The 20,066-nt window shown below is 67.0% G+C and carries 17 protein-coding genes; 9 read left to right on the top strand and 8 right to left on the bottom strand.

Translation table 11 applies throughout. The features are described from left to right. Positions 1-65 precede the first annotated feature (65 nt). Complete coding sequence (locus AAN986_RS26795) at positions 66-740, top strand: response regulator transcription factor (protein ID WP_012202808.1); 675 nt, start codon at positions 66-68, stop codon at positions 738-740. Between the two features lie 95 nt (positions 741-835). Beyond that, positions 836-2,335, top strand: a complete 1,500-nt coding sequence (locus AAN986_RS26790; RefSeq protein ID WP_016449402.1) for a sensor histidine kinase — start codon at positions 836-838, stop codon at positions 2,333-2,335. On the opposite strand, the gene AAN986_RS26785 is transcribed toward AAN986_RS26790, so the two are convergent. Next, positions 2,319-3,299, bottom strand: coding sequence for a LysR substrate-binding domain-containing protein (locus tag AAN986_RS26785; protein WP_016454232.1), 981 nt, complete (start codon positions 3,297-3,299; stop codon positions 2,319-2,321). The genes AAN986_RS26790 and AAN986_RS26785 overlap by 17 nt on opposite strands. Before the next feature lie 109 nt (positions 3,300-3,408). Between AAN986_RS26785 and AAN986_RS26780 the strand changes: the two genes are divergently transcribed. Together AAN986_RS26780 and AAN986_RS26775 are read left to right on the top strand one after the other, a co-directional pair. Next, on the top strand, positions 3,409-4,377 hold the full coding sequence (locus AAN986_RS26780) for a tripartite tricarboxylate transporter substrate-binding protein (protein WP_026062916.1): 969 nt from the start codon (positions 3,409-3,411) through the stop codon (positions 4,375-4,377). A gap of 175 nt (positions 4,378-4,552) precedes the next feature. Then, positions 4,553-5,485, top strand: a complete 933-nt coding sequence (locus tag AAN986_RS26775; RefSeq protein ID WP_047218928.1) for an N-formylglutamate amidohydrolase — start codon at positions 4,553-4,555, stop codon at positions 5,483-5,485. A 74-nt stretch (positions 5,486-5,559) separates the two neighbouring features. Here AAN986_RS26775 and AAN986_RS26770 read toward each other — a convergent pair whose 3' ends face one another. The 3 genes from AAN986_RS26770 to AAN986_RS26760 are packed head-to-tail and all read right to left on the bottom strand — an operon-like array spanning position 5,560 to position 7,803. Beyond that, positions 5,560-6,291: a hypothetical protein gene (locus AAN986_RS26770; protein WP_047218929.1), complete on the bottom strand. Its 732-nt coding sequence runs from the start codon at positions 6,289-6,291 to the stop codon at positions 5,560-5,562. Positions 6,292-6,325: 34 nt separating this feature from the next. Continuing rightward, positions 6,326-7,156, bottom strand: coding sequence for a biotin--[acetyl-CoA-carboxylase] ligase (locus tag AAN986_RS26765; RefSeq protein ID WP_047218930.1), 831 nt, complete (start codon positions 7,154-7,156; stop codon positions 6,326-6,328). Next, on the bottom strand, positions 7,153-7,803 hold the full coding sequence (locus tag AAN986_RS26760) for an SET domain-containing protein-lysine N-methyltransferase (protein ID WP_016449408.1): 651 nt from the start codon (positions 7,801-7,803) through the stop codon (positions 7,153-7,155). Before AAN986_RS26760 ends, AAN986_RS26765 begins: the two co-directional genes overlap by 4 nt. Positions 7,804-7,931: 128 nt before the next feature. On the opposite strand from AAN986_RS26760, the gene AAN986_RS26755 reads away from it, so the two are divergent. Further along, positions 7,932-10,847, top strand: a complete 2,916-nt coding sequence (locus AAN986_RS26755) for a DNA topoisomerase III (protein ID WP_047218931.1) — start codon at positions 7,932-7,934, stop codon at positions 10,845-10,847. A gap of 218 nt (positions 10,848-11,065) precedes the next feature. After that, positions 11,066-11,845: a tyrosine-protein phosphatase gene (locus AAN986_RS26750; protein WP_016449410.1), complete on the top strand. Its 780-nt coding sequence runs from the start codon at positions 11,066-11,068 to the stop codon at positions 11,843-11,845. Positions 11,846-12,458: 613 nt separating this feature from the next. Here AAN986_RS26750 and AAN986_RS26745 read toward each other — a convergent pair. Together AAN986_RS26745 and AAN986_RS26740 are read right to left on the bottom strand one after the other, a co-directional pair. After that, positions 12,459-14,984: a transglycosylase domain-containing protein gene (locus AAN986_RS26745; protein WP_349335534.1), complete on the bottom strand. Its 2,526-nt coding sequence runs from the start codon at positions 14,982-14,984 to the stop codon at positions 12,459-12,461. A 163-nt stretch (positions 14,985-15,147) separates the two neighbouring features. Next, positions 15,148-15,717 (bottom strand): ferritin-like domain-containing protein, encoded by a 570-nt coding sequence (locus tag AAN986_RS26740; RefSeq protein ID WP_016449875.1) that lies wholly within the window; start codon positions 15,715-15,717, stop codon positions 15,148-15,150. A 233-nt stretch (positions 15,718-15,950) separates the two neighbouring features. On the opposite strand from AAN986_RS26740, the gene AAN986_RS26735 reads away from it, so the two are divergent. The 3 genes from AAN986_RS26735 (at position 15,951) to AAN986_RS26725 (ending at position 18,203) form a co-directional block, all read left to right on the top strand. Next, a complete protein-coding gene (locus AAN986_RS26735; RefSeq protein ID WP_013804566.1) occupies positions 15,951-16,457 on the top strand; it encodes a glutathione peroxidase in 507 nt (168 codons plus the stop codon). Between the two features lie 109 nt (positions 16,458-16,566). Then, positions 16,567-17,631, top strand: coding sequence for an asparaginase (locus AAN986_RS26730; RefSeq protein ID WP_016452086.1), 1,065 nt, complete (start codon positions 16,567-16,569; stop codon positions 17,629-17,631). Between the two features lie 113 nt (positions 17,632-17,744). Continuing rightward, positions 17,745-18,203, top strand: coding sequence for an RDD family protein (locus AAN986_RS26725; protein ID WP_349335533.1), 459 nt, complete (start codon positions 17,745-17,747; stop codon positions 18,201-18,203). Positions 18,204-18,305: 102 nt separating this feature from the next. Here the strand turns inward: AAN986_RS26725 and AAN986_RS26720 are convergent, their stop codons facing one another. Both AAN986_RS26720 and AAN986_RS26715 read right to left on the bottom strand, forming a co-directional pair. Further along, a complete protein-coding gene (locus AAN986_RS26720) occupies positions 18,306-18,914 on the bottom strand; it encodes a hypothetical protein (protein WP_034366885.1) in 609 nt (202 codons plus the stop codon). Positions 18,915-19,120: 206 nt separating this feature from the next. Continuing rightward, the gene (locus AAN986_RS26715; protein WP_016452083.1) at positions 19,121-20,059 is read right to left on the bottom strand and encodes a GSU2403 family nucleotidyltransferase fold protein; all 939 of its coding nucleotides are present in this window, start codon (positions 20,057-20,059) and stop codon (positions 19,121-19,123) included. Between the last annotated feature and the right edge of the window lie 7 nt (positions 20,060-20,066).

The raw sequence follows: 20,066 nt of genomic DNA, 5'->3' as shown, positions 1-20,066 counted from the left end.
CCTGGGAATTAAAGGCGCGCATTTCCAACTCCCAGAGCGCGCCTGCATTACAGGAGACATCCCCCATGCGCATTCTGATTGCCGAAGACGACCAGGTCCTGGCCGATGGCCTGCTGCGCAGCCTGCGCGGCTCGGGCGCCGTGGTCAGCCATGTGGCCAATGGCAGCGAGGCCGACACCGCGCTGATGACCAGCAGCGAATTCGATTTGCTGATCCTGGACCTGGGCCTGCCCAAGATGCACGGTCTCGAAGTGCTCAAGAAGCTGCGCGGCCGCGGCGATGCGCTGCCGGTGCTCATCCTCACGGCGGCCGACAGCGTGGAAGAGCGCGTGCAGGGGCTGGACTACGGTGCCGACGACTACATGGCCAAGCCGTTTGCGCTGTCCGAGCTGGAGGCGCGCGTGCGCGCCCTCACGCGGCGCGGCATGGGCGGCGCCAGCAGCACCATCAAGCACGGCCCGCTGGTCTACGACCAGGCCGGCCGCGTGGCCACCATCGACGGCAAGATGGTCGAGCTGTCGGCGCGCGAGCTGGGCCTGCTGGAAGTGCTGCTGCAGCGGGCCGGCCGGCTGGTCAGCAAGGACCAGTTGGTCGAGCGCCTGTGCGAGTGGGGCGACGAAGTCAGCAACAACGCCATCGAGGTCTACATCCACCGGCTGCGCAAGAAGATAGAGCGCGGCCCCATCCGCATCGCCACCGTGCGCGGCCTGGGCTACTGCCTTGAGAAGATCGCGTCCTGAGGCCGCTGCCGTGGCTGTCAGGCCCGGGTTGGCTTGCCTGCGCATAGTGGTGGTTGCCGCGGGGCCGTGAACCCGTCGTAAGGGGCTGCCCGCCGATGAAAATCTTCCAGCGTGAACAGCGCTCCCTGTTCGGCGAGATCCTTGACTGGATGCTCACGCCGCTGCTGCTGCTGTGGCCCGTGAGCCTGGCGCTGACCTGGCTGGTGGCCCAGGGCCTGGCCAACAAGCCCTTCGACCGTGCGCTGGAATACAACGCCCAGGCGCTGGCCCAGCTGGTGATGGTGCAGCACGGCAAGGTGCTGTTCAACCTGCCGCAGTCGGCCAGCGAGATCCTGCGTGCCGACGAATCGGACACCGTGTATTTCCAGGTGCTGGGCGTGAAGGGCGAATACCTGGCCGGCGAGCGCGACCTGCCGCCGCCGCCCGAGCCCGACGAGGCTCTGACTGGAGCGGCGCCTCCAGGCTTGCCGTCCGGCGGCACCGTGCAGCTGCGCGATGCGGAATTTCGCGGCATCGATCTGCGCGTGGCCCATGTCTGGGTGCGCATGCCCCTGCCGGGCGAACCGCAGGCCCTGGTCCAGGTGGCCGAGACGCGCGAAAAGCGCAGCGTGCTGGCCACGGAAATCATCAAGGGCGTGATGCTGCCGCAGTTCGTCATCCTGCCGCTGGCCGCGCTGCTGGTGTGGCTGGCGCTGGCGCGCGGCATCAAGCCGCTGCACCGGCTGGAGGAGCGCATCCGCGCGCGCCGGCCCGAGGACCTTTCGCCCATCAACCACAAGGACGTGCCGCTGGAAGTCGTGCCGCTGGTGGATTCGGTCAATGACCTGCTGGGCCGCCTGGGCGACTCGCTGGCCACGCAAAAGCGCTTCCTGGCCGACGCGGCCCACCAGCTCAAGACGCCGCTGGCCGGGCTGCGCATGCAGGCCGAACTGGCCCAGCGCGAAGGCGTGAGTACGGGCGAGCTGCGGCAGTCCCTGGCCCAGATCGCGCGCTCCAGCATCCGTGCCACGCACACCGTCAACCAGTTGCTGGCGCTGGCGCGTGCCGAGAGCGCGGGCCTGGGGCGGGGCCTGGCCATGCAGCCGTGCAACCTGGTGCGCATCGTCACCGACGTGGTGCGCGACTGCCTGCCGCGCGCCATGGACAAGCATGTGGACCTGGGCTATGACGGCGCCGAGTCCTCGGCCGCCGGCGTCTGGCTGCAGGGCAACGCCACGCTGCTGACCGAGCTGGTGCGCAACCTCGTGGACAACGCCATCAACTACACGCCTTCCACCAGCAGCCGGCCGGGCATGGTCACCGTGCGTGTGCTGGCCGATCCTTTTGGTCAGGTCCTGCTGCTGCAGGTGGAGGATTCGGGGCCGGGCGTGCCCGAGGCCGAGCGCGAGCTGGTGTTCCAGCCGTTCTACCGCGTGCTGGGCTCGGAGGCCGATGGCTCGGGCCTGGGCCTGCCCATCGTGCTGGAGATTGCGCGCCAGCATGGCGGGCAGGTGGTGCTGGAGGATGCGCATCCGGGCCAGCAGCCACCGGGCGCACGCTTCAGCGTGCGCTTCACGGCACTGCGCTCGCCGCCGCCGCCTAAGCCTGCGGCATAGGTGGCGCCTGACCGGCTGCCGCAGGGGCATCGGGGGCTACAGGGGCCATCGCCACCCGTCCCGGTGTCTGCGCCGCATGGTCCACCAACCAGTTGCGGAAGATGCCCAGCGTGCCATGGTTGGCACGGTCGGCCGGATAGCACAGCCAGTAGCCCAGGGCGCTCTGGTAGCCGTGCTGGGGCAGGGGCTCGTTCACCAGGCCGGCGGCAAGCTCGTCGAGCACCAGGCAGCGTGGCACCAGTGCGATGCCCATGCCCGCCATCACGGCGCGAATGATGGTCTGGAACTGGTCGAACTGCGGGCCTGCCAGCGGGCTGATGCCGTGGATGCCGTGGGCCTCGCTCCAGCGTGCCCAGGCGTCGGCAATGGTCACGTGGCGCAGCCGCGTGCAGCGCGCCACGTCCTGGGGCGTGGTGATGCGCGCCTCGGGGCCCGTGCCATGTGGCGGTGCGATCAGCGCCACCTGGCGGCCCACCAGATAGTGGGCGTGCGCGCCGCTCCAATGCCCGTCCCCGAACAAAATCGCGCAGTCCAGACCCGGACTGTCAAATTGGTAGCTGTGTACGTAGGGTACAAAGTGCAGCGTGATCTGTGGATAGCGCTGCTGAAACTGGGGCAGCCTGGGGATCAGCCACTTGGCCGCGAAAGTCGGCAGCGATGACAGGTGCAGCGCGCCTCGGCTGTCATCGCTGGTGATGAGTTCGAGGGTGGCCGCCTCCAGCTGGCCCAGCAGGGCGCGCACGGCGCGCTCGTAGCGTTCGCCCGCAGGCGTCAGGCTCAAGCGCTTGCGCTCGCGTTCGAACAGCGGCACGCCCACCCACTTCTCCAGCTCCTGGATCTGCTTGCTGACTGCGCTTTGCGTCAAGTGCAAGGCTTCGGCCGCGCGCGATACACCTCCGAAGCGCACCACGGTGGAGAAGGCGCGCAGCAGATGTATGGGCGGGTTGAGGCGGCGCAAACTCATGACAGGGATATGATGAAACTATTCCTGTTCGGAATATTAACAGGCACAGTATTTGCTTTTTTTGTGAGCAGATTTCTTTTAATCTGACCTTGTTTGTAAGAAAGATCCTATGCAACGACGCCATTTCCTTGCTTCCATCGCCGCTTCTTCTGTCGTTCCTGGAATGTCCTTCGCCCAGGAAACCACCCGTCCCCTGCGCATCGTCGTTCCGTTCCCTGCTGGTGGCTCCACCGACATGGTCCCGCGCAACATGCAGGACGTGCTGCCCAAGTTGCTGGGCGGCCAGGCGGTGGTGATCGAGAACAAGGCCGGCGCCGGCGGCTCCATCGGCATGGCCGAAGTGGCACGTGCCACCGACGGCGTGACCTTCGGCATTGCCACGCTGTCCACCCATGGCGTGAACCCTGCCGTGTTCAAGAAGCTGCCCTATGACGCCATCAATGACTTCGTCGGCGTGACCGAGATCGTCAAGGCGCCCGGCGTGATCGTGATCAACCCCAAGCTGGTGCCTGCCAACAACTTTGCCGAGTTCGTGAAGTACCTGAAGGCCAACCCCGGCAAGGTCAGCTTCGCCACGCCCGGCAACGGCACCATCGGCCACATGTGGGGCGCCCAGTTCATGAAGAGCACGGGCACAGAGATGCAGCACATTCCCTACCGTGGTGCAGGCCCGGCCATCAACGACGTGCTCGGCGGCCAGGTGCCCGTGTACTTCGACCAGGTCGCGTCCTCGCTGCCCCACATCAAGGGCGGCAAGGTCAAGGCCCTGGCCGTGTCCTGGCATGAGCGCCTGGACGTGCTGCCCGATGTGCAGACCTACGCCGAAGCCGGCCACGCCGACCTGAATGATCCTTCCTGGTTCGGCCTCGTGGCCCCCAAGAGCACGCCGCCCGAGCAGATCGCCCGCGTGCAAAAGGCCATCGCGGCCGCGCTCAAGGACCCGGCCGTGCAAAAGCGCATGGCTGCCCAGGGCCTGTACATCTCCGGCACCAGCAGCGATGCTTTCACCAAGCAGATCGCCAGCGAAGTGGCCAAGATGAAGAAGATTGCCGCCACGGCCCAGATCCAGCTGGATTAAAGGCTCCCCCTGAGGCGCTTCGCGCCTTCCCCCTCTCTCGCTTTGCGGGAGGGGGACGACGCCCTCGCTGCGGGGCGGCCCTTGCTCGGCGTCCCTGGCCTGGGACGCGCCAGTTTCATGGCGGGCTGGCCGCAGCGCAGCGGTGCAATGCGTAACCGAGATAGACCACTTCCTCATGCATCCCGTCCTGCGACTGATCAGTCAGAACTTCCTGCAATCCCTGCCCGGCGCGGCAGGCTCCGGCGCGGCCGATGCCGCGCAGCCCATGGTGACCAGCGTGGCCGGCACCAGCGCCGTGGTGCTGGACTCGCCGCACAGCGGCACGGTCTACCCGCAGGACTTCGGCTCCTGCCTGCCGCTGGCCACGCTGCGCCAGGCCGAGGACACGCATGTGGAGAAGATCTATGCCTTTGCGCCAGGCATGGGCGTGGGCTGGGTGGAGGCGCATTTCCCGCGCATCTACCTGGATGCCAACCGCGACACCACCGAGATCGACACCACCATGATCGAAGGCGACTGGCCGCTGCCCGTCACCACCGACCAGGTCGTGCTGCAGAAGGTCCGCCTGGGCAAGGGCCTGATCTGGAAGTTCACCGACGAGGGCGTGCCCATCTACGACCGCCAGTTGCCGGCCTCCGAGCTGCTGCAGCGCATCGAGCGCTGCTGGAAGCCCTACCACGCCGCCGTGGAGCGCGCCATTGACGCCGCCCATGCACGCCATGGCTACAGCATCCACATCAACTGCCATTCCATGCCTTCCGTCGCCGCCAGCCATGCCACGCTGCACCCGGGCCTGGTGCATGCCGACTTCGTCATCGGCGACCGCGACGGCAGCACGGCCAGCCCCGCGCTGTCCGAGCGCATCTGCGCCTTCCTGCGCGAGCGCGGCTACAGCGTGGACTACAACCATCCCTACAAGGGCGTGGAGCTGGTGCGCCGCTACGGCAAGCCTGCCGAGCACCGCCACAGCATCCAGATCGAGATCAACCGCAAGCTCTACATGAACGAGCAGACCCTGGAACTGGACCAGGCCGGCTACCTGCGCCTGACCACCGATCTGAAGGTATTGGTCGAGCAGCTCATGGCCACCGACCCGCGCGCGCTCTGACCCGCGGCGGCTGAAATGAAAAAGGCCCGCGATCCTGTGATCGCGGGCCTTTTCGCATGGCGTGCCCAACGGGTTCAGCAGGGTTTGAACGGCTTGCCCTCGAAGGCCTTGCCGCCCATGGCCTCGACCTGGCTGCGCAGTGCGGCCGTGGCCTGGGGCAGGCGCAGGGTGTAGAGCGTGATGTCGGGGCGCTCCTGCACCACGCGGGCCGTGCGCACGCCCTGGCGCGCGAAGTTGGTCAGCTCGCGCGTGGCCGCTTCCTCGGTGGAAAAGCGGCCCAGCGACAGGCCCGGCTCCAGCGCGCCGCCCGCACGGTCGAAATCGATCTTGCGGGCGCGCAGTTCGGCGCGTTTGCGTTCCAGGAATTCGGCGTCGGGGAACTTGCCCATGTAAACCATCCAGCGGCCCGGCTGGTGCGTGCTGCTCAGGTCCCATTGGTCGCTGGCGACCTGGGCGATGAGGCCGCGGCGCAGCGCCTCGGCATGGCGGTCTTCGATGCCCGTGGCCACCAGGCAGCTGGTGGGCTGGCCTGCAGCCTGGGCGGGCCTGGGTGCAGGGGCGGGCTCCTCGCCGCCTGCCGGGGTGGGGGCCGGCGCTGGCGTGGACGGGGCGGCGGCCGGCGAGGGCGTGGTGGATGCGTTGTCCACGCTCAGCAGGCTCAGCGCCTCGGGGCGCACCTGCTGGGCCAGGCGCTCGGGCTCGGTCGTGGACGGGGGGGCCAGGCCCAGGGCCTGGAGCTGGCCGTGGCTCCAGAGGTAGTAGCCGGCATTGGCCAGCACCAGCAGCAGAAAGGCAATTCGCAGCATGTCGTTTCTCGGCGGGCCTAGTGCATCAATCGCTCTAGCCTACAGCAGCCGGCCGCACGCTGATTTCCGAGCTGGTGATGGCCTGCAGGCCGCGCGCCGTGCGCACCAGCAGCGCGCCATCGCGGCCCACGCCTTCGGCCATGCCGCTTTCGCCGTCGCTGAGATTGACGGCGCGCCCGCGCAGCAGGTCGCGCTGGGCAAAGCGGTCCACCAGCGGCGCAAAGCCCTGGGCGGCAAAGGCCTGGATGTCGGACACCAGTCCCGGCAGCACGCAGGCCAGGGCGGTGGGCGCGTTCAGGCGCTCGTCCAGCTCCAGCAGGCTGGCCGGCGGCGTGCGCATGCCGTCGCCGGGGCGGGGGCGCACATTCAGGCCGATGCCCACGACCACGTAGCGCGGCGTGCCGGGCTCATGCGCGGCGCTGCCGACAAAGCTGGCGGTCTCGATCAGGATGCCGCCGAGCTTGCGGTCGCCGTCGATCCACAGGTCGTTGGGCCATTTGAGGCCGATGCGCGGGCGCTGCGAGCCCGGGGCGGGCAATTGCGGCTGCAGGCTTTGCGCCACGCTCAGGCCCACGGCCAGCGACAGGCCGGACCAGTCGGCAGGCGCCAGCGGCATGCCCAGCGAGAAGGTCAGTGAATCGCCCACGCCGCTGGTCCACTGGCGGCCCAGCCGGCCCCGGCCGGCGGTCTGCACTTCGGTCACCAGCAGCACGGGTTCGTTGCGGCCATCGCGGGCGCGTGCCATCAGCTCGGTGTTGGTCGAGCCGATGCTGGGCACGATCTCCACGGAAAAGCCCGGCAGTTGCGGCTCGATGGCCTGCCACAGCGACTCCGCAGGCCAGTGGATGGGGGACGAAGCCATCATGCGCCCGCCTTTGTCGAGGATGTGCCGGATTTCTTCTTCGGCTCTTGGGTGGGTTTGCCCAAAGGCTTTGGCGCTTGGGCCTGCTGTTTTTGGGGCCGCTTTGCCTTTTCAGACTTTTCCGATTTCGGCTTTGCGCCGGCCGGCAACGCATCGCCGGGCATGGGCGGACGCCAGCCGCGCTTGGGCGCCAGCAGCGTGCCGCGGCAGGTGGCCGCACCGCACCAGCAGGGATACTCGGCCTTCAGCTTCCTGGTGTAGGGTTCGTCGATGATCAGGCCGTAGTCGTAGCTCAGCTCCTCGCCGGCGGCGATGTTGCGCAGTGCGACGATGAAGATGCGGCCATCGCGCTCGTCGGTGTAGCAGTTGGGCGCGCAGCTGTGGTTGATCCAGCGCGAGGAATTGCCGCCGTAGTTGGCATCGATCACGCGGTCTTCGTCGATGTGGAAGTAGAAGGTATGGTTGGGCTGGCTGGGGTCGTGCGGGTGCCTGTCCTGGGCTTCCTGCCAGCTGACGATTTCCCCTACGTACTCGACAAGGACCTCGCCTTCGGCAAGATCCTGCACGGCGAAGACGCCCTTGCCATGGACACCCGAGCGGCGGGTCTGGATACGGCGGCCGCCGGAAGGGGCCAAAGCTGTGCGGGGCATGTTTTCTCTGATAACTTGAATAGGCACACATGCGCGTGCGCGTACACGTACGTACACGCGTGAGCCATGGATTGTAGAAGCGCAGGCATGCGACATGCAGCTCCTGCGGGGAATGACGAGTACACACAATGACAAAGACCCTGGTGATTGCTGAGAAGCCTTCGGTCGCGCAGGACATCGTCCGCGCGTTGACTCCGGTGGCGGGCAAATTCGACAAGCACGATGAATACTTCGAGAGCGAACACTACGTCGTGACCAGCGCCGTGGGCCACCTGGTGGAAATCCAGGCGCCCGAGGAATTCGACGTCAAGCGCGGCAAATGGAGTTTTGCCAACCTGCCGGTGATCCCGCCGTATTTCGACCTCAAGCCCGTGGACAAGACCAAGAGCCGGCTCAATGCCGTGGTCAAGCTGGCCAAGCGCAAGGACGTCACCGAACTCATCAACGCCTGCGACGCGGGCCGCGAGGGTGAGCTGATCTTCCGCCTGATCGAGCAGTACGCTGCAGGTGCCAAGCCGGACGGCAAGGGTCTGGGCAAGCCGGTCAAGCGCCTGTGGCTGCAGTCCATGACGCCGCAGGCCATCCGCGACGGCTTCCAGAACCTGCGCAGCGACAGCCAGATGCAGGGCCTTGCCAGCGCGGCGCGCAGCCGCTCCGAGGCCGACTGGCTGGTGGGCATCAACGGCACGCGCGCCATGACGGCCTTCAATTCGCGCGACGGCGGCTTCTTCCTGACCACCGTGGGCCGCGTGCAGACGCCCACGCTGTCCCTGGTGGTGGAGCGCGAGGAAAAGATCCGCAAGTTCGTCAGCCGCGACTACTGGGAAGTGCATGCCGCCTTCGACGCGCAGGCCGGCCAGTACCTGGGCAAGTGGTTCGATCCCCAATGGAAGAAGAGCGAGGATGCGGAAGCCCGCGCCGACCGCATCTGGAACCAGCGCGACGCCCAGGCCATCGCCGACGCCGTGCGCGGCAAGCCGGCCCAGGTCACCGAGGAGTCCAAGCCCACGTCCCAGGCCAGCCCGCTGCTGTTCGACCTGACCAGCCTGCAGCGCGAGGCCAACGGCAAGTTCGGCTTCTCGGCCAAGACCACGCTGGCGCTGGCGCAAAGCCTGTACGAGCGCCACAAGGCCCTGACCTACCCGCGTACCGACTCGCGCGCCCTGCCCGAGGACTACGTGCCCGTGGCGCACCAGACCTTCGCCATGCTGGCCGGCAGCGGCATGCGCCACCTGGCGCCCTTTGCCCAGCAGGCGCTGGACGAGAACTATGTGCGCCCGACCAAGCGCATCTTCGACAACAGCAAGGTGTCGGATCACTTTGCCATCATCCCGACCACGCAGGCGCCCAGCGGCCTGTCCGAGGCCGAGCAAAAGCTCTATGACCTCGTCGTGCGCCGCTTCATGGCCGTGTTCTTCCCGAGTGCCGAGCACCAGGTGACCACGCGCATCAGCAAGGTCGAGCAGCACAGCTTCAAGACCGAAGGCAAGATCCTGGTCAAGCCCGGTTGGCTGGCCATCTACGGCAAGGAGGCCGCCAACGAGGTCGAAGGCGGCAAGGACGGCGACAAGGGCCAGCCCCTGGTCGCGGTGCAGCCCGGCGAGCAGCCGCGCGCCGGCCAGGTCGATCTCAAGGGCCTCAAGACCAAGCCGCCCGCGCGCTACTCCGAAGCCACGCTGCTGGGCGCCATGGAAAGCGCGGGCAAGCAGGTGGAGGACGACGAGCTGCGCGAGGCCATGCAGGAAAAGGGCCTGGGCACGCCTGCCACGCGCGCGGCCATCATCGAAGGCCTGCTGACCGAAAAGTACATGCTGCGCGAAGGCCGCGAGCTGATTCCCACGGCCAAGGCCTTCCAGCTCATGACGCTGCTGCGCGGCCTGGGCGTGGAAGAGCTCTCGCGCGCCGACCTCACCGGTGAATGGGAATACAAGCTGGCCCAGATGGAAAAGGGCCAGCTCTCGCGCGATGCCTTCATGCAGCAGATCCAGTCCATGACGGAAAAGCTGGTCAAGAAGGCCAAGGAATACGACCGAGACACCGTGCCCGGCGACTACGCCACCCTGTCCACGCCTTGCCCCAACTGCGGCGGCGTGGTCAAGGAGAACTACCGCCGCTACGGCTGCACGGGCAGCGACGGCCAGGGCGCGGGCTGCGGCTTCTCGTTCACCAAGTCGCCTGCAGGCCGCACCTTCGAGACGGCCGAGGCCGAGCAACTGCTGCGCGACCGCCGCCTGGGCCCGCTGGACGGCTTTCGCTCCAAGGCAGGCTGGCCCTTCGTGGCCGAAGTCACCATCGTGCGCGATGAGGAAGGCGGCAACTACAAGCTCGAGTTCGACTTTGGCGACGACGCCGCCTCCGAAGACACGGGCGAGCTGGTGGACTTTGCCAGCCAGCAATCGCTGGGCCCCTGCCCCAAGTGCGGCGCGCCCGTCTTCGAGCACGGCAGCAACTACGTCTGCGCCAAGGCCGTGCCCACGCTGGCCCAGGCCACGCCCAGCTGTGACTTCAAGAGCGGCCAGATCATCCTGCAGCAGCCCATAGAGCGCGAGCAGATGCAAAAGCTGCTGCAGACCGGCAAGACCGACCTGCTGGACAAGTTCGTCTCCAACCGCACGCGCCGCAGCTTCAAGGCCTTCCTGGTGTGGGATGGCGCGGCCGGCAAGGTGAACTTCGAGTTCGAGCAGCGCGACAGCAAATACCCGCCGCGCAAGACGGCGGCCGCCAAGAGCGCGCCGGCCAAGAAGGCACCTGCCAAGAAGGCCGCGGCCAAGACCACGGCAAAGACCGCCACCAAGACTGCGCGCAAGCCGGCTGCCGGCACGCTGCAGCCCAGCGCGGCCCTGGCCGCCGTCATCGGCGAAGGCACGGTGGCGCGTACCGAAGTGGTCAAGAAGCTGTGGGAATACGTCAAGGCCCAGAACCTGCAGGACCCCAATGACAAGCGCGTCATCCGCGCCGACGACAAGCTGCGGCCCGTCTTCGGCAAGGACAGCGTGAACATGTTCGAGCTGGCCGGCATCGTGGGGAAACATCTCACCCCCTGAGGCGCTTACGCGCCTTCCCCCTCTCTACTCGCTCCGCGAGGGAGGGGGACGACACCCTCGGTGCGGGGCGGCGCGGCCGGCTTAGGCCCTTCTTCGGTGTCCCTGGCTTTGGGGCGCGCCAGTTTTGAGGGCAGTGTTTGAGCTCTACACCAGCGGGTCGCCGGCCTGACATGGGGGCAACACATGCTTGGGCTAATCTAGCGGGCATGGATACCGAAATGCTCACCCCGGCAGCGGCTGCCGCCGCTGCTTCCTCCCCGGCGCCCTCGCGCTCCATCCGCCTGGACGGCGCCTCCAACTTCCGAGACCTCGGTGGCTACGCGGGCCTGGATGGCCGGCGCGTGCGCTGGCGCACGCTGTTCCGTGCCGACCACCTGGCCGGCCTCAGCGCAGCGGACCTGGACGTGCTGCAGGGCCTGAAGCTCGCGCGCAGCGCGGACTTCCGGGGCAAGATGGAAAGCGCCCACCTGGCCTACGAATGGCCGGGCATTGCCCGCCATGCGCTCATCGTCGAGCCCACCGTGGTGCAGCGCGCCAGTGCCCTGATCGCCGCAGGCAACGACCTCACGGCCGCCCATGCCGAGGAGCTGATGCAGGACACCTACCGCAGCTTCGTGCACGCCTACGCACCGCGCTTTGCACAGTTGTTCCAGCTGCTGCTGGACAGCCAGGATCCGCTGGTCTTCCACTGCACGGCCGGCAAGGACCGCACGGGCTGGGCTGCCGCCTTGCTGCTCACCGCGCTGGGCGTGGACGAGGACACCGTGATGCAGGACTACCTGCTGACCAACCAGCTCTACCAGCGGCCCGCTACCACCTTCGCCCCCATGCCAGCCGAAGTGATGGATGTGCTGTGGCGCGTGCAGGCCTCCTACCTTGCGGCCGCCACCGACATGGTGCGGGCCGACTTCGGGGGGATGGAAGGGTATCTGCGGGATGCGCTGGGCATCGACAGTGCGGCACGCGAGCGGCTGGCCGCGCTTTACCTCGAAGGGTGATTACCTTCGCTCACGGGGCGGCAGGGTGGCGCGGCTAACATGGGCTGTGCCGGTCGGTTGCGCCGGAGTTCAAGGAGATTGCGATGAAATACGGCATGCGTGAGCTGGCCGCGATGGTGCTGGTGGCCCTGAGTGTGGGGCTGGCTGGCTGTGCGGGTGGAGTGCCTGGGGATGTTGCGGGGAGCCAGGCGTCCAGTGCCAGTGGGGTGACGGTGTTTGGGACTGTGGATGCCAATGTGAGTCATACGCGGACTTCGCGGTGACTCTTTGTGCTTTGATTCTTTCGCTGGATTTGTCCCTGCCGGGTGGTTGTTTTTCGAGGCCGGGTTTCGGCCCGGCGGCCGACCGACTTTCTTATCGCGCGATAAGAAAGTAGGCAAAGAAGCGCGCCCCACTGCCCACGACCCTTCGCTTCGCTACGGGCGACCTGCGTTGGGCGGGATGCGGGGTGCGCCGCAGAACTCGCTTTGCGCTTCGCGCGCCGCTCAAACAACTGCGGCGAGTCAGATGACGAAGCAAGCCTGTCCTTCGGCAGGCTTGCCACCCCGCATCCCGCCCAACGCAGGCATGGGCAGAAGGGGGGAGGCTGGGGAACAGCCAACAGCCAGCCGGGTCAGGGCCGGATCGGCGTGATCACCACGCCGGTGCCTGCGGGGGCGTCCTCGCCGCCGGGCAGGGCGGGTGTGGCGGGGGTGGCTTCCTGCACTGCGCGCTGGTCCGTGGGGCCCAGCGTGCCCTGGGTGAGGGGGATGCTGGGGGCGGGCAGGGCGGGGGTGCTTTCTATGATTTCCTCGCCGGGCGACAGGCCCGGGCCGGGTGGCTCCGTGGGCTCGGGTGCGGGTTCAGGGGTCGGCGCCGGCTCCGGGGTGGCGGGTTGGCCGGGCTGTGCGGGCGGCTGCTGGTCGGGCCACCAGCCCTGCATGCGTTCGCGCAGGCGGCCGACCATGTCGGACCACCAGTGGCTTTGTTCGGGTGGCTCGAAGCGGGCCTTGGCGTCGATGACGGGGCTGCGCAGGGCGCGGGACATGAAGTCTCCCACCATGGGCAGGGCGCTGCGCGAGCCCTGGCCCCAGCGGTCGCTGCGCAGGGTGATGCGCGCGTCGTTGAAGCCGGCCCAGGCGCCGGTGACGATTTCCGGGTGCATGAGGATGAACCAGCCATCGGCATTGCCCTGGGTGGTGCCGGTCTTGCCGGCCACGTCGGCGTGGATGCCGTAGCGCTGGCGCACGGCCACGGCCGTGCCTTTGTCCACCACGGCGCGCAGCATGTCCACCAGGGCGTAGGCGTGGTCTTCGTCCAGCGCGCGCTCGGGCTTGGGCGGGCTGAATTCGGCGATGACCTTGCCGTCGGCGTCCTCGATGCGCGTGACCATCATGGGCGGCAGCCAGCGGCCACCGTGGGCCAGGCTGGCATAGGCGTTGACCATCTCCAGCAGTGACACCGGGCTGCTGCCCAGGGCCAGGGCGGGAACCTCGTCCAGCGGGCTCTGGCGCACGCCCAGGGCGCGCGCCAGGCGTGCCACGCGGGCGGGGCCCACGGACTGCATGACTTCGGCGGTGATGGTGTTCTTGGAGTAGGCCAGGGCGTCGCGCAGCGTCATCTCGCGGCCCGTGGGGGGCGTGGCGTCGGTGGGGCGCCAGACTTCGCCGCCGGCCAGCTGGATTTCCACGGGGCTGTCCACGCGCTTGTCGCCGGGGGTGGCGCCCTGCTGCAGCGCGGCGCCATAGACAAAGGGCTTGAAGGTGGAGCCGGGCTGGCGCCGTGCCTGCTGCACGTGGTCGTAGGCGTCCTGCGTGAAGTCGCGGCTGCCTACCCATGCCAGCACTTCGGAGGTGGCCGGGTTCAGCGCCACGAAGCCTGCCTGCACGCGGGTCTTGTCCTCGCGCAGCTGCTTCATGAAGGCCTTGTCGGCCAGCAGGGCCTTGAGGGTGTCTTCCTCGCTGTCCTTGTCCGTTGCCTTGTCCTTGCCTTGGCTGTCCGCGCGTTTGCGCGCCGCGCGCCAGGCGGGGGTCTCTCGCACGAGTTGCTGCACCAGCGGGTTGGCGGCATTCCAGCCGTCGCGCTGGCTCCAGGCGCCATTGGCCACGCCCTGCAGCGTGCGCGTCTGGCGCGCCACGGCCTGGTTGGCCCAGTTCTGCAGGCGCGAGTCGATGGTGGTGTGCACCACCAGGCCATCGGTGTAGATGTTGTAGTCGTTGCGGTCGGCCCAGTCGATCAGCCACTTGCGCAGATGCTGCGCGAAGTGCGGCGCCATGCCCAGGGGCTCTTCCTGGCGCTCGAAGTTGATGCGCATGGGGCGCTTCTTGAGCTGGGCGAACTCGGCCTCCTGCAGCACGCCGCGCTTGACCATTTGCGACAGCACCGTGTTGCGGCGGTACAGCGCGCGGCCGGGGTTGAGCACGGGGTTGTAGTAGCTCGTGCCCTTGAGCATGCCCACCAGCGTGGCACTTTCCAGCACCGTCAGCCGCGCGGCCGGCTTGTCGAAATAGGTGCGCGCCGCCATCTCTATGCCGAAGGCGTTGTAGAGGAAGGGCACGGTGTTCAGATAGGTCTCGAGGATCTCGTCCTTGGTGTAGAGCGCCTCGATCTTGAAGGCCGTGATCGCCTCCTTGAGCTTGCGGTTGAGCGTGGGCGCGCGGCCGATTTCGGTCGGGTACAGGTTGCGTGCGAGCTGCTGGGTGAGGGTGGAGCCGCCCTGCGGATCGCCCCGCAGCGTGTGCACCACCGAGCCCAGCGTGCGGCGCCAGTCCATGCCGTGGTGCTCGTAGAAGCGGTGGTCCTCGGTGGCGATCAGCGCCTTGATCACCGAGGGCGACATCTCGTCGAGCTTCACCCACTGCCGGTTGCTGCGCTTGAACTGCGCGAGCTGCTTGCCATCCGCGCTCATGATCTGGGCTGGCTGCTCCAGCTTGGCCTTGCGTATGTCGCGGATGCCGGGCGTGAACGGGATCAGGGCCAGCACATACAGCGCGAACAGCAGCGGCAGCGCAGCGGCGAACAGCAGCCATTCGCGCCGGGTGGGCCAGCGGTGCCACCAGGGCAGGGCCGCCACGCGCTGGCCGATGCGGCTGGCCAGCAGCCTTTGCCAGGCTGCGAGCACAGCGTCGGGCAGCTTCAAGTCATTGAAAGAAAAGCGCATATTGCAAGACGGCCCTGATGACAGGACATCAGGGCCGATAGGGCGGGACCATTCCGCGAAGGCTAGAGAATGCCCAAAAAAACGGCACCCCGCTCGCGCGGGGTGCCTTGCCTATGGGCCAAGCCCCGGTATTGTCGGGCTGGCGTGTACTGGCGGGAAGTGCTTATTTCTCCAGCCAGTCGGACAGCTCGTCCGCATGCTCCTGCTCCTGCTCCAGGATGGATTCGATCAGCCGGCGCGTGGTGGGGTCCTTGTCGCCGATCAGGTCGATCATCTGGCTGTAGGCCTCGATGGCCACGCGCTCGGCGATCAGGTTGGTGCGGATCATGGCCTTCAGGTCCGTCTCGCCGTTGTAGTCGGCATGGCTGCGCTGGGTCAGCGTCTGGGGGTTGAAGTCGGGCTCGCCGCCCAGCTGCACGATGCGCTGGGCCAGCTTGTCGGCGTGGGCCATTTCCTCGTTGGCATGGACCAGGAACTCGTCGGCGATGGCCGGCGAGGCCAGACCCACGGCGGTGAAGTGATGGCGCTTGTAGCGCATCACGCACACCAGCTCGGTGGCCAGCGAGTCATTGAGCAGCTTGATGATGTCCTCGCGCCAGGGCCCGAAATGCGGGGTCACGGCGCCATCGTCCAGGCTGCGCTTGGCAGCCTCCAGGGCCTTGGGGTCCAGAGCCAGGTGGCCGTTGCCGGGGTTGGATTTGGCTTGCTTCGTGGGGGTGCTGTTGGTGTTCATATAGGTGGTCTCTTCATCGTGGGACGGAAACTACGGCAGGCATGCGCCTATGCGGCTTGTAAACACCTGCCAGCGAAACGGGACCAGGCGGGCCGCTGTGCCCGCCTGTTGCCTTCCAAGGTAAGTTTTTGGCCGCCTGCTGTCTGTGAGACAAGTCCGCATCCCCATGCCCGGCCAGCGCCCCCCCGGGTGTCCCGGCGCTACCATGGATGCTCCACTTCAGGAGCATCCGCATGAATGACACCGCCGCCGCGCCCCGCTCGGCCTACGACTTCGAGGCCACCTCCATCACGGGCCAGGCCGTTCCCCTGTCGGACTACCGTGGCAAGGTGCTGCTCATCGTCAACACCGCCAGCGCCTGCGGCTTCACGCCGCAGTACGCGGGACTGCAGGCGCTGCATGAGCAGTACGGCGAGCGCGGCCTGGTGGTGCTGGGCTTTCCGTGCAACCAGTTCGGTTCCCAGGAAAAGGGCAGCGAATCGGAAATCGCCAGTTTCTGCGACCTGAACTTTGGCGTGCGCTTCCCGCTCATGGGCAAGATCGACGTCAACGGCGCCAATGCCCACCCGCTGTACCGCTGGCTCACGGCCGAGGCGCCGGGCGTGCTCGGCACCAAGGCCATCAAGTGGAACTTCACCAAATTCCTCGTCGGCCGTGACGGCCAGGTCATCCGCCGCTATGCGCCGCAGGATGCGCCGGCCAAGCTGTCCACGGACATCGAGGCCGCGCTGGCGCTTTGATGCGCTGACCGCGCCTGTCCATCGGGGTTTCACGCAGGGCCGGCAGCGCGGGCCGGCCGCACGCCATGGTTAGCATGCTCCTTGACATCACAACAAGGAGACAACACCCGTGAAAGCCTTCCGCCGCACCGCCCTCGCCCTGCTCACTGCCTGCACCCTGCCCATGATTGCTACCAGCGCCGCCGCCCAGGACAAGCCCGTGGTCCAGTTCATCGCCACGGGCGGCACCATCGCCATGAAGATCGACCCGGTCAAGAACGCGCCCGTGCCCGCGATCTCGGGCGACGACCTGCTGGCCACCGTGCCCGACGTGGGCAAGTACGCGCGTATCCAGGTCAACAACCTGTCCAACGTGCCCTCCGACTACATGGACCCGGCCCGCTGGGTGCAGCTCACCCAGGCCGTACAGGCCGCGCTGGCCCGCCCTGAGGTGGCTGGCGCCATCGTCTCGCACGGCACGGACACGCTGGAGGAAACCGCCTTCTGGCTGGACCTGACCGTGCAGTCGTCCAAGCCCGTCGTGCTCATCGGCGCGCAGCGCAATGCCTCGGTGTCCGACTTCGACGGCCCGCGCAACCTGCTCAACGCCGTGCGCATCGCCGTGGACCCCAAGGCGCGCGACAAGGGCGCCATGCTGGCCATGAACAACCAGATCAACGCCGCGCGCTACGTCACCAAGACACACACGGCCAACGTGGAGACCTTCCGCTCGGGTGAATTCGGCTTCCTGGGCGAGGTCTACCCGGACCGCGTCAGCTTCGCCTCCGCCCCCGCGCGCCGCCAGCACCTGCCCATCCAGGCGCAGACCATGCCCGAGGTGGAAATCTTCCCCATGTACGGCGGTGCCAACGGCCAGGCCGTGCGCCAGGCGGTGGACCGTGGCGTCAAGGGCATCGTCATCGACGCCCTGGGCATGGGCAACATGAACGTCGCCATGCTCGATGCCGCCAAGTACGCCATCGGCAAGAACGTGCCCGTGGTCGTCAGCACGCGCGTGCACAACGGCCGCGTCATGCCCAGCTACGGCTTCGAGGGCGGCGGCAAGACCTCGTTCGAGGCCGGTGCCGTCATGGCCGACGACCTGCGCGCGCCCAAGGCGCGGATCCTGCTGATGCTGGCGCTGCAGTCCGGCGTGACGGGGCAGAAGGACCTGCAGGCAGTATTCGATCGCTAGTTCGACCGACAGGCCGCCGCAACCCTGCCGCACAGGCCCTGGTCTTGCGCGGCATTTCTGGCGGGGCACCGAGGTGGCACACTGGCAGCCCCATATGCCAACCAGGGCGCACCATGCAGGATGACGATCTCGAATACGTGGGCTTCTGGGCCCGCACCGGCGCCGCGCTGATCGACACCGTGATCCTGCTCGTGCTCATGCTGCCGGCCCTGATCTCCATCTACGGATGGGAATACCTGGAGTCCGAAAAACTGTTGCACGGCCCGGCCGATTTCGTCATCTCCTGGGTGCTGCCTGCCATTGCCGTCGTCATCTTCTGGATCAAGAAACAGGCCACGCCGGGCAAGATGATCATCTCCGCCAGGATCGTGGACGCGCAGACCGGCTCGGACATGAGCACACGGCAGGCCGTCATTCGCTACCTGGCCTATTTCGTGTCTATCATCCCGCTGTGCCTGGGGCTGATCTGGGTGGCCTTTGACCCGCGCAAGCAAGGCTGGCACGACAAGATTGCGGGCACCGTGGTGGTCAGGCCCAAGCACCGGGGCGTGCAGCCGGTGAAGTTCCACTGATATCCATATCGCACTGCTCCAGCGCGCTGGCCGTTTGTGCCTCGGCCTGCTTCAACGCCTTCTGGCTGTCTGCCAGGTTGCGGGCAAGGCCCGCCCCGTGGCTCAATCCTCTTCCAACCCCGGCTCGTCCACCACGAAGCCCGAGCCGTCCTCGTCGCAGAACACGCATTGCTGCACGAAGCTGTCCATGCTGCTGGCGTGGAACCAGATCAGGCCCTGGTCTTCGTCGCAAAGCATGTCGGTCTGCTCGTCCACGCTGGCGGCGGCAAAGCCGCTCAGTTCCATTTCTTCGAGGAACTGCTCCAGGTCCTCGCAGCCCGCAAACAGCTCATGGTCCAGGCTGCCGATGCGACCCTTGAAGGCGCCGTGCAGCACTTCCACGAAGGGGTTGCCGCCGGGGTCATGGCCAATGACCATGAAGTGCGCGGCAAACAGGTTCTCGCGCTGGTGGTCCTCCACGTCGCAGTGCTCCGAGCCTGCGCGGAAGTGGTGCAGGGTGCGCAGCCAGGCGTGGTTGTCGCCGGTCTCGTCGTCGGCCTGCAGGTAGTCCTCGCGGTCGGGCGCCGCTTCGAGCCGGTCGAAGTCCAGGCCGTTCTGCGTGATCAGGAACTGCGCGTAGGCGTCGGAGAAGCCTTGCGCGGCCTGGTACTCGCGCACCGCCTGGGCGTCGGGCAGGGCCAGGCCGAAGGGATTGGGAAAGCGCACTTGCATGGAGCGGTCCTTGAAAAGGAGTGAACGGCGGCCACGCAGGCCGTGCCCGCAGGATGGTGCAGGCGTTGGGAGGCAGTTTGGTGACAGTTCTGTATTGAGCTGCAGAGCAGAGCAAAGCAGTGGCACGCAATGACTTCCCATATGTGCGTTGAACCCAGGCCTGCCTGCTCACACATTGCACAGGTCTCAGACGTATCCGAAAGCACTCATGGAGGCAAGTACCCGTCCACCAGCGCTTGCACCACGTCCGCTTGCAGTACATCCCGCCTGCGCTTGATGGCCTCTCGCTCGCGCAGGCCGGCCATCCATCGCTTGAACGCGACGAAGGTTGCCGGGTGGACGGTATGCATGCGCGCCATGGCTCCATTGCTGGCGACGATGACGGCTGAAAACGGTGGCGCATCCAGCAGCACGTTGGCACGCCTGGCCTGGGCCACCCAGAAGTCTTCCTCGGCGTCGCTGAGTTTGATGGGGTGGGGATCGTCTGCCACACGTTCGCGACGGATGATGTCCACTTCAAAACCGTCTTTGTTGACGGCCGTGTAGAGCTGGCTTTTGCGCAGGCGGAACGTGCTGTCCACCTTCTTCAGTACGCCGAGCATGGAGCTGTCTACGCGGGCGAGTTGCGTGGCAAATTGCAGCCGCTTGCGGGTATCCCACAACAGGTCCATGTCGCGCGTGGCCAGGGCATCTGCCTGTAGCCGCAAGCCGGCTGCTGCCTCGTACGCGTAAAGCGCATGCGTTCCTACCACGCGAAAGTGCGGACTCAGCCCGGTGATCGACAGACGGTTGAGCAGCTCCACCACCAGCGGGTCCACCCTGCCTACGCGCAGCGCACGATTCAGTCGCTGGTGCTGGGCCAATGCGGCCTTGAGCCCGGCCAAACGCTCGGCGCTTTCCCGTTTGCGCTGCATGAAGCGTTCATAGATGGCTTCGGTTTCCGGCGTGCGAAGACCGAGGCTGGTTTCGGCGCCCGCAGGCGTGGTGCGGATCAGGTAGCTGGATTGAGGAGACGACGCCGGACCCGCATGCCAATACATGCCACCGCGTACTTGAGCCCCTTCATCCCGGGCTTCTTCCAGGGCTTCGAAGGTGGATACGGCGTCTATGTACTGGCGGGCCGCTGATGGCTGGAGGTCTTGCATTTCGGTA

It is taken from the genome of Delftia sp. DS1230 (assembly GCF_040112715.1).
Lineage (GTDB): Bacteria > Pseudomonadota > Gammaproteobacteria > Burkholderiales > Burkholderiaceae_C > Comamonas > Comamonas tsuruhatensis.
This window is presented reverse-complemented; position numbering and strand designations above follow the sequence as displayed.

Bases quoted from the DNA above. Each gene is read 5' to 3' on its own strand.
- AAN986_RS26795 (WP_012202808.1), top strand. From the start codon at position 66: ATGCGCATTCTGATTGCCGAAGACGACCAGGTCCTGGCCGATGGCCTG.
- AAN986_RS26790 (WP_016449402.1), top strand. From the start codon at position 836: ATGAAAATCTTCCAGCGTGAACAGCGCTCCCTGTTCGGCGAGATCCTT.
- AAN986_RS26785 (WP_016454232.1), bottom strand. From the start codon at position 3,299: ATGAGTTTGCGCCGCCTCAACCCGCCCATACATCTGCTGCGCGCCTTC.
- AAN986_RS26780 (WP_026062916.1), top strand. From the start codon at position 3,409: ATGCAACGACGCCATTTCCTTGCTTCCATCGCCGCTTCTTCTGTCGTT.
- AAN986_RS26775 (WP_047218928.1), top strand. From the start codon at position 4,553: ATGCATCCCGTCCTGCGACTGATCAGTCAGAACTTCCTGCAATCCCTG.
- AAN986_RS26770 (WP_047218929.1), bottom strand. From the start codon at position 6,291: ATGCTGCGAATTGCCTTTCTGCTGCTGGTGCTGGCCAATGCCGGCTAC.
- AAN986_RS26765 (WP_047218930.1), bottom strand. From the start codon at position 7,156: ATGATGGCTTCGTCCCCCATCCACTGGCCTGCGGAGTCGCTGTGGCAG.
- AAN986_RS26760 (WP_016449408.1), bottom strand. From the start codon at position 7,803: ATGCCCCGCACAGCTTTGGCCCCTTCCGGCGGCCGCCGTATCCAGACC.
- AAN986_RS26755 (WP_047218931.1), top strand. From the start codon at position 7,932: ATGACAAAGACCCTGGTGATTGCTGAGAAGCCTTCGGTCGCGCAGGAC.
- AAN986_RS26750 (WP_016449410.1), top strand. From the start codon at position 11,066: ATGCTCACCCCGGCAGCGGCTGCCGCCGCTGCTTCCTCCCCGGCGCCC.
- AAN986_RS26745 (WP_349335534.1), bottom strand. From the start codon at position 14,984: ATGCGCTTTTCTTTCAATGACTTGAAGCTGCCCGACGCTGTGCTCGCA.
- AAN986_RS26740 (WP_016449875.1), bottom strand. From the start codon at position 15,717: ATGAACACCAACAGCACCCCCACGAAGCAAGCCAAATCCAACCCCGGC.
- AAN986_RS26735 (WP_013804566.1), top strand. From the start codon at position 15,951: ATGAATGACACCGCCGCCGCGCCCCGCTCGGCCTACGACTTCGAGGCC.
- AAN986_RS26725 (WP_349335533.1), top strand. From the start codon at position 17,745: ATGCAGGATGACGATCTCGAATACGTGGGCTTCTGGGCCCGCACCGGC.
- AAN986_RS26720 (WP_034366885.1), bottom strand. From the start codon at position 18,914: ATGCAAGTGCGCTTTCCCAATCCCTTCGGCCTGGCCCTGCCCGACGCC.
- AAN986_RS26715 (WP_016452083.1), bottom strand. From the start codon at position 20,059: ATGCAAGACCTCCAGCCATCAGCGGCCCGCCAGTACATAGACGCCGTA.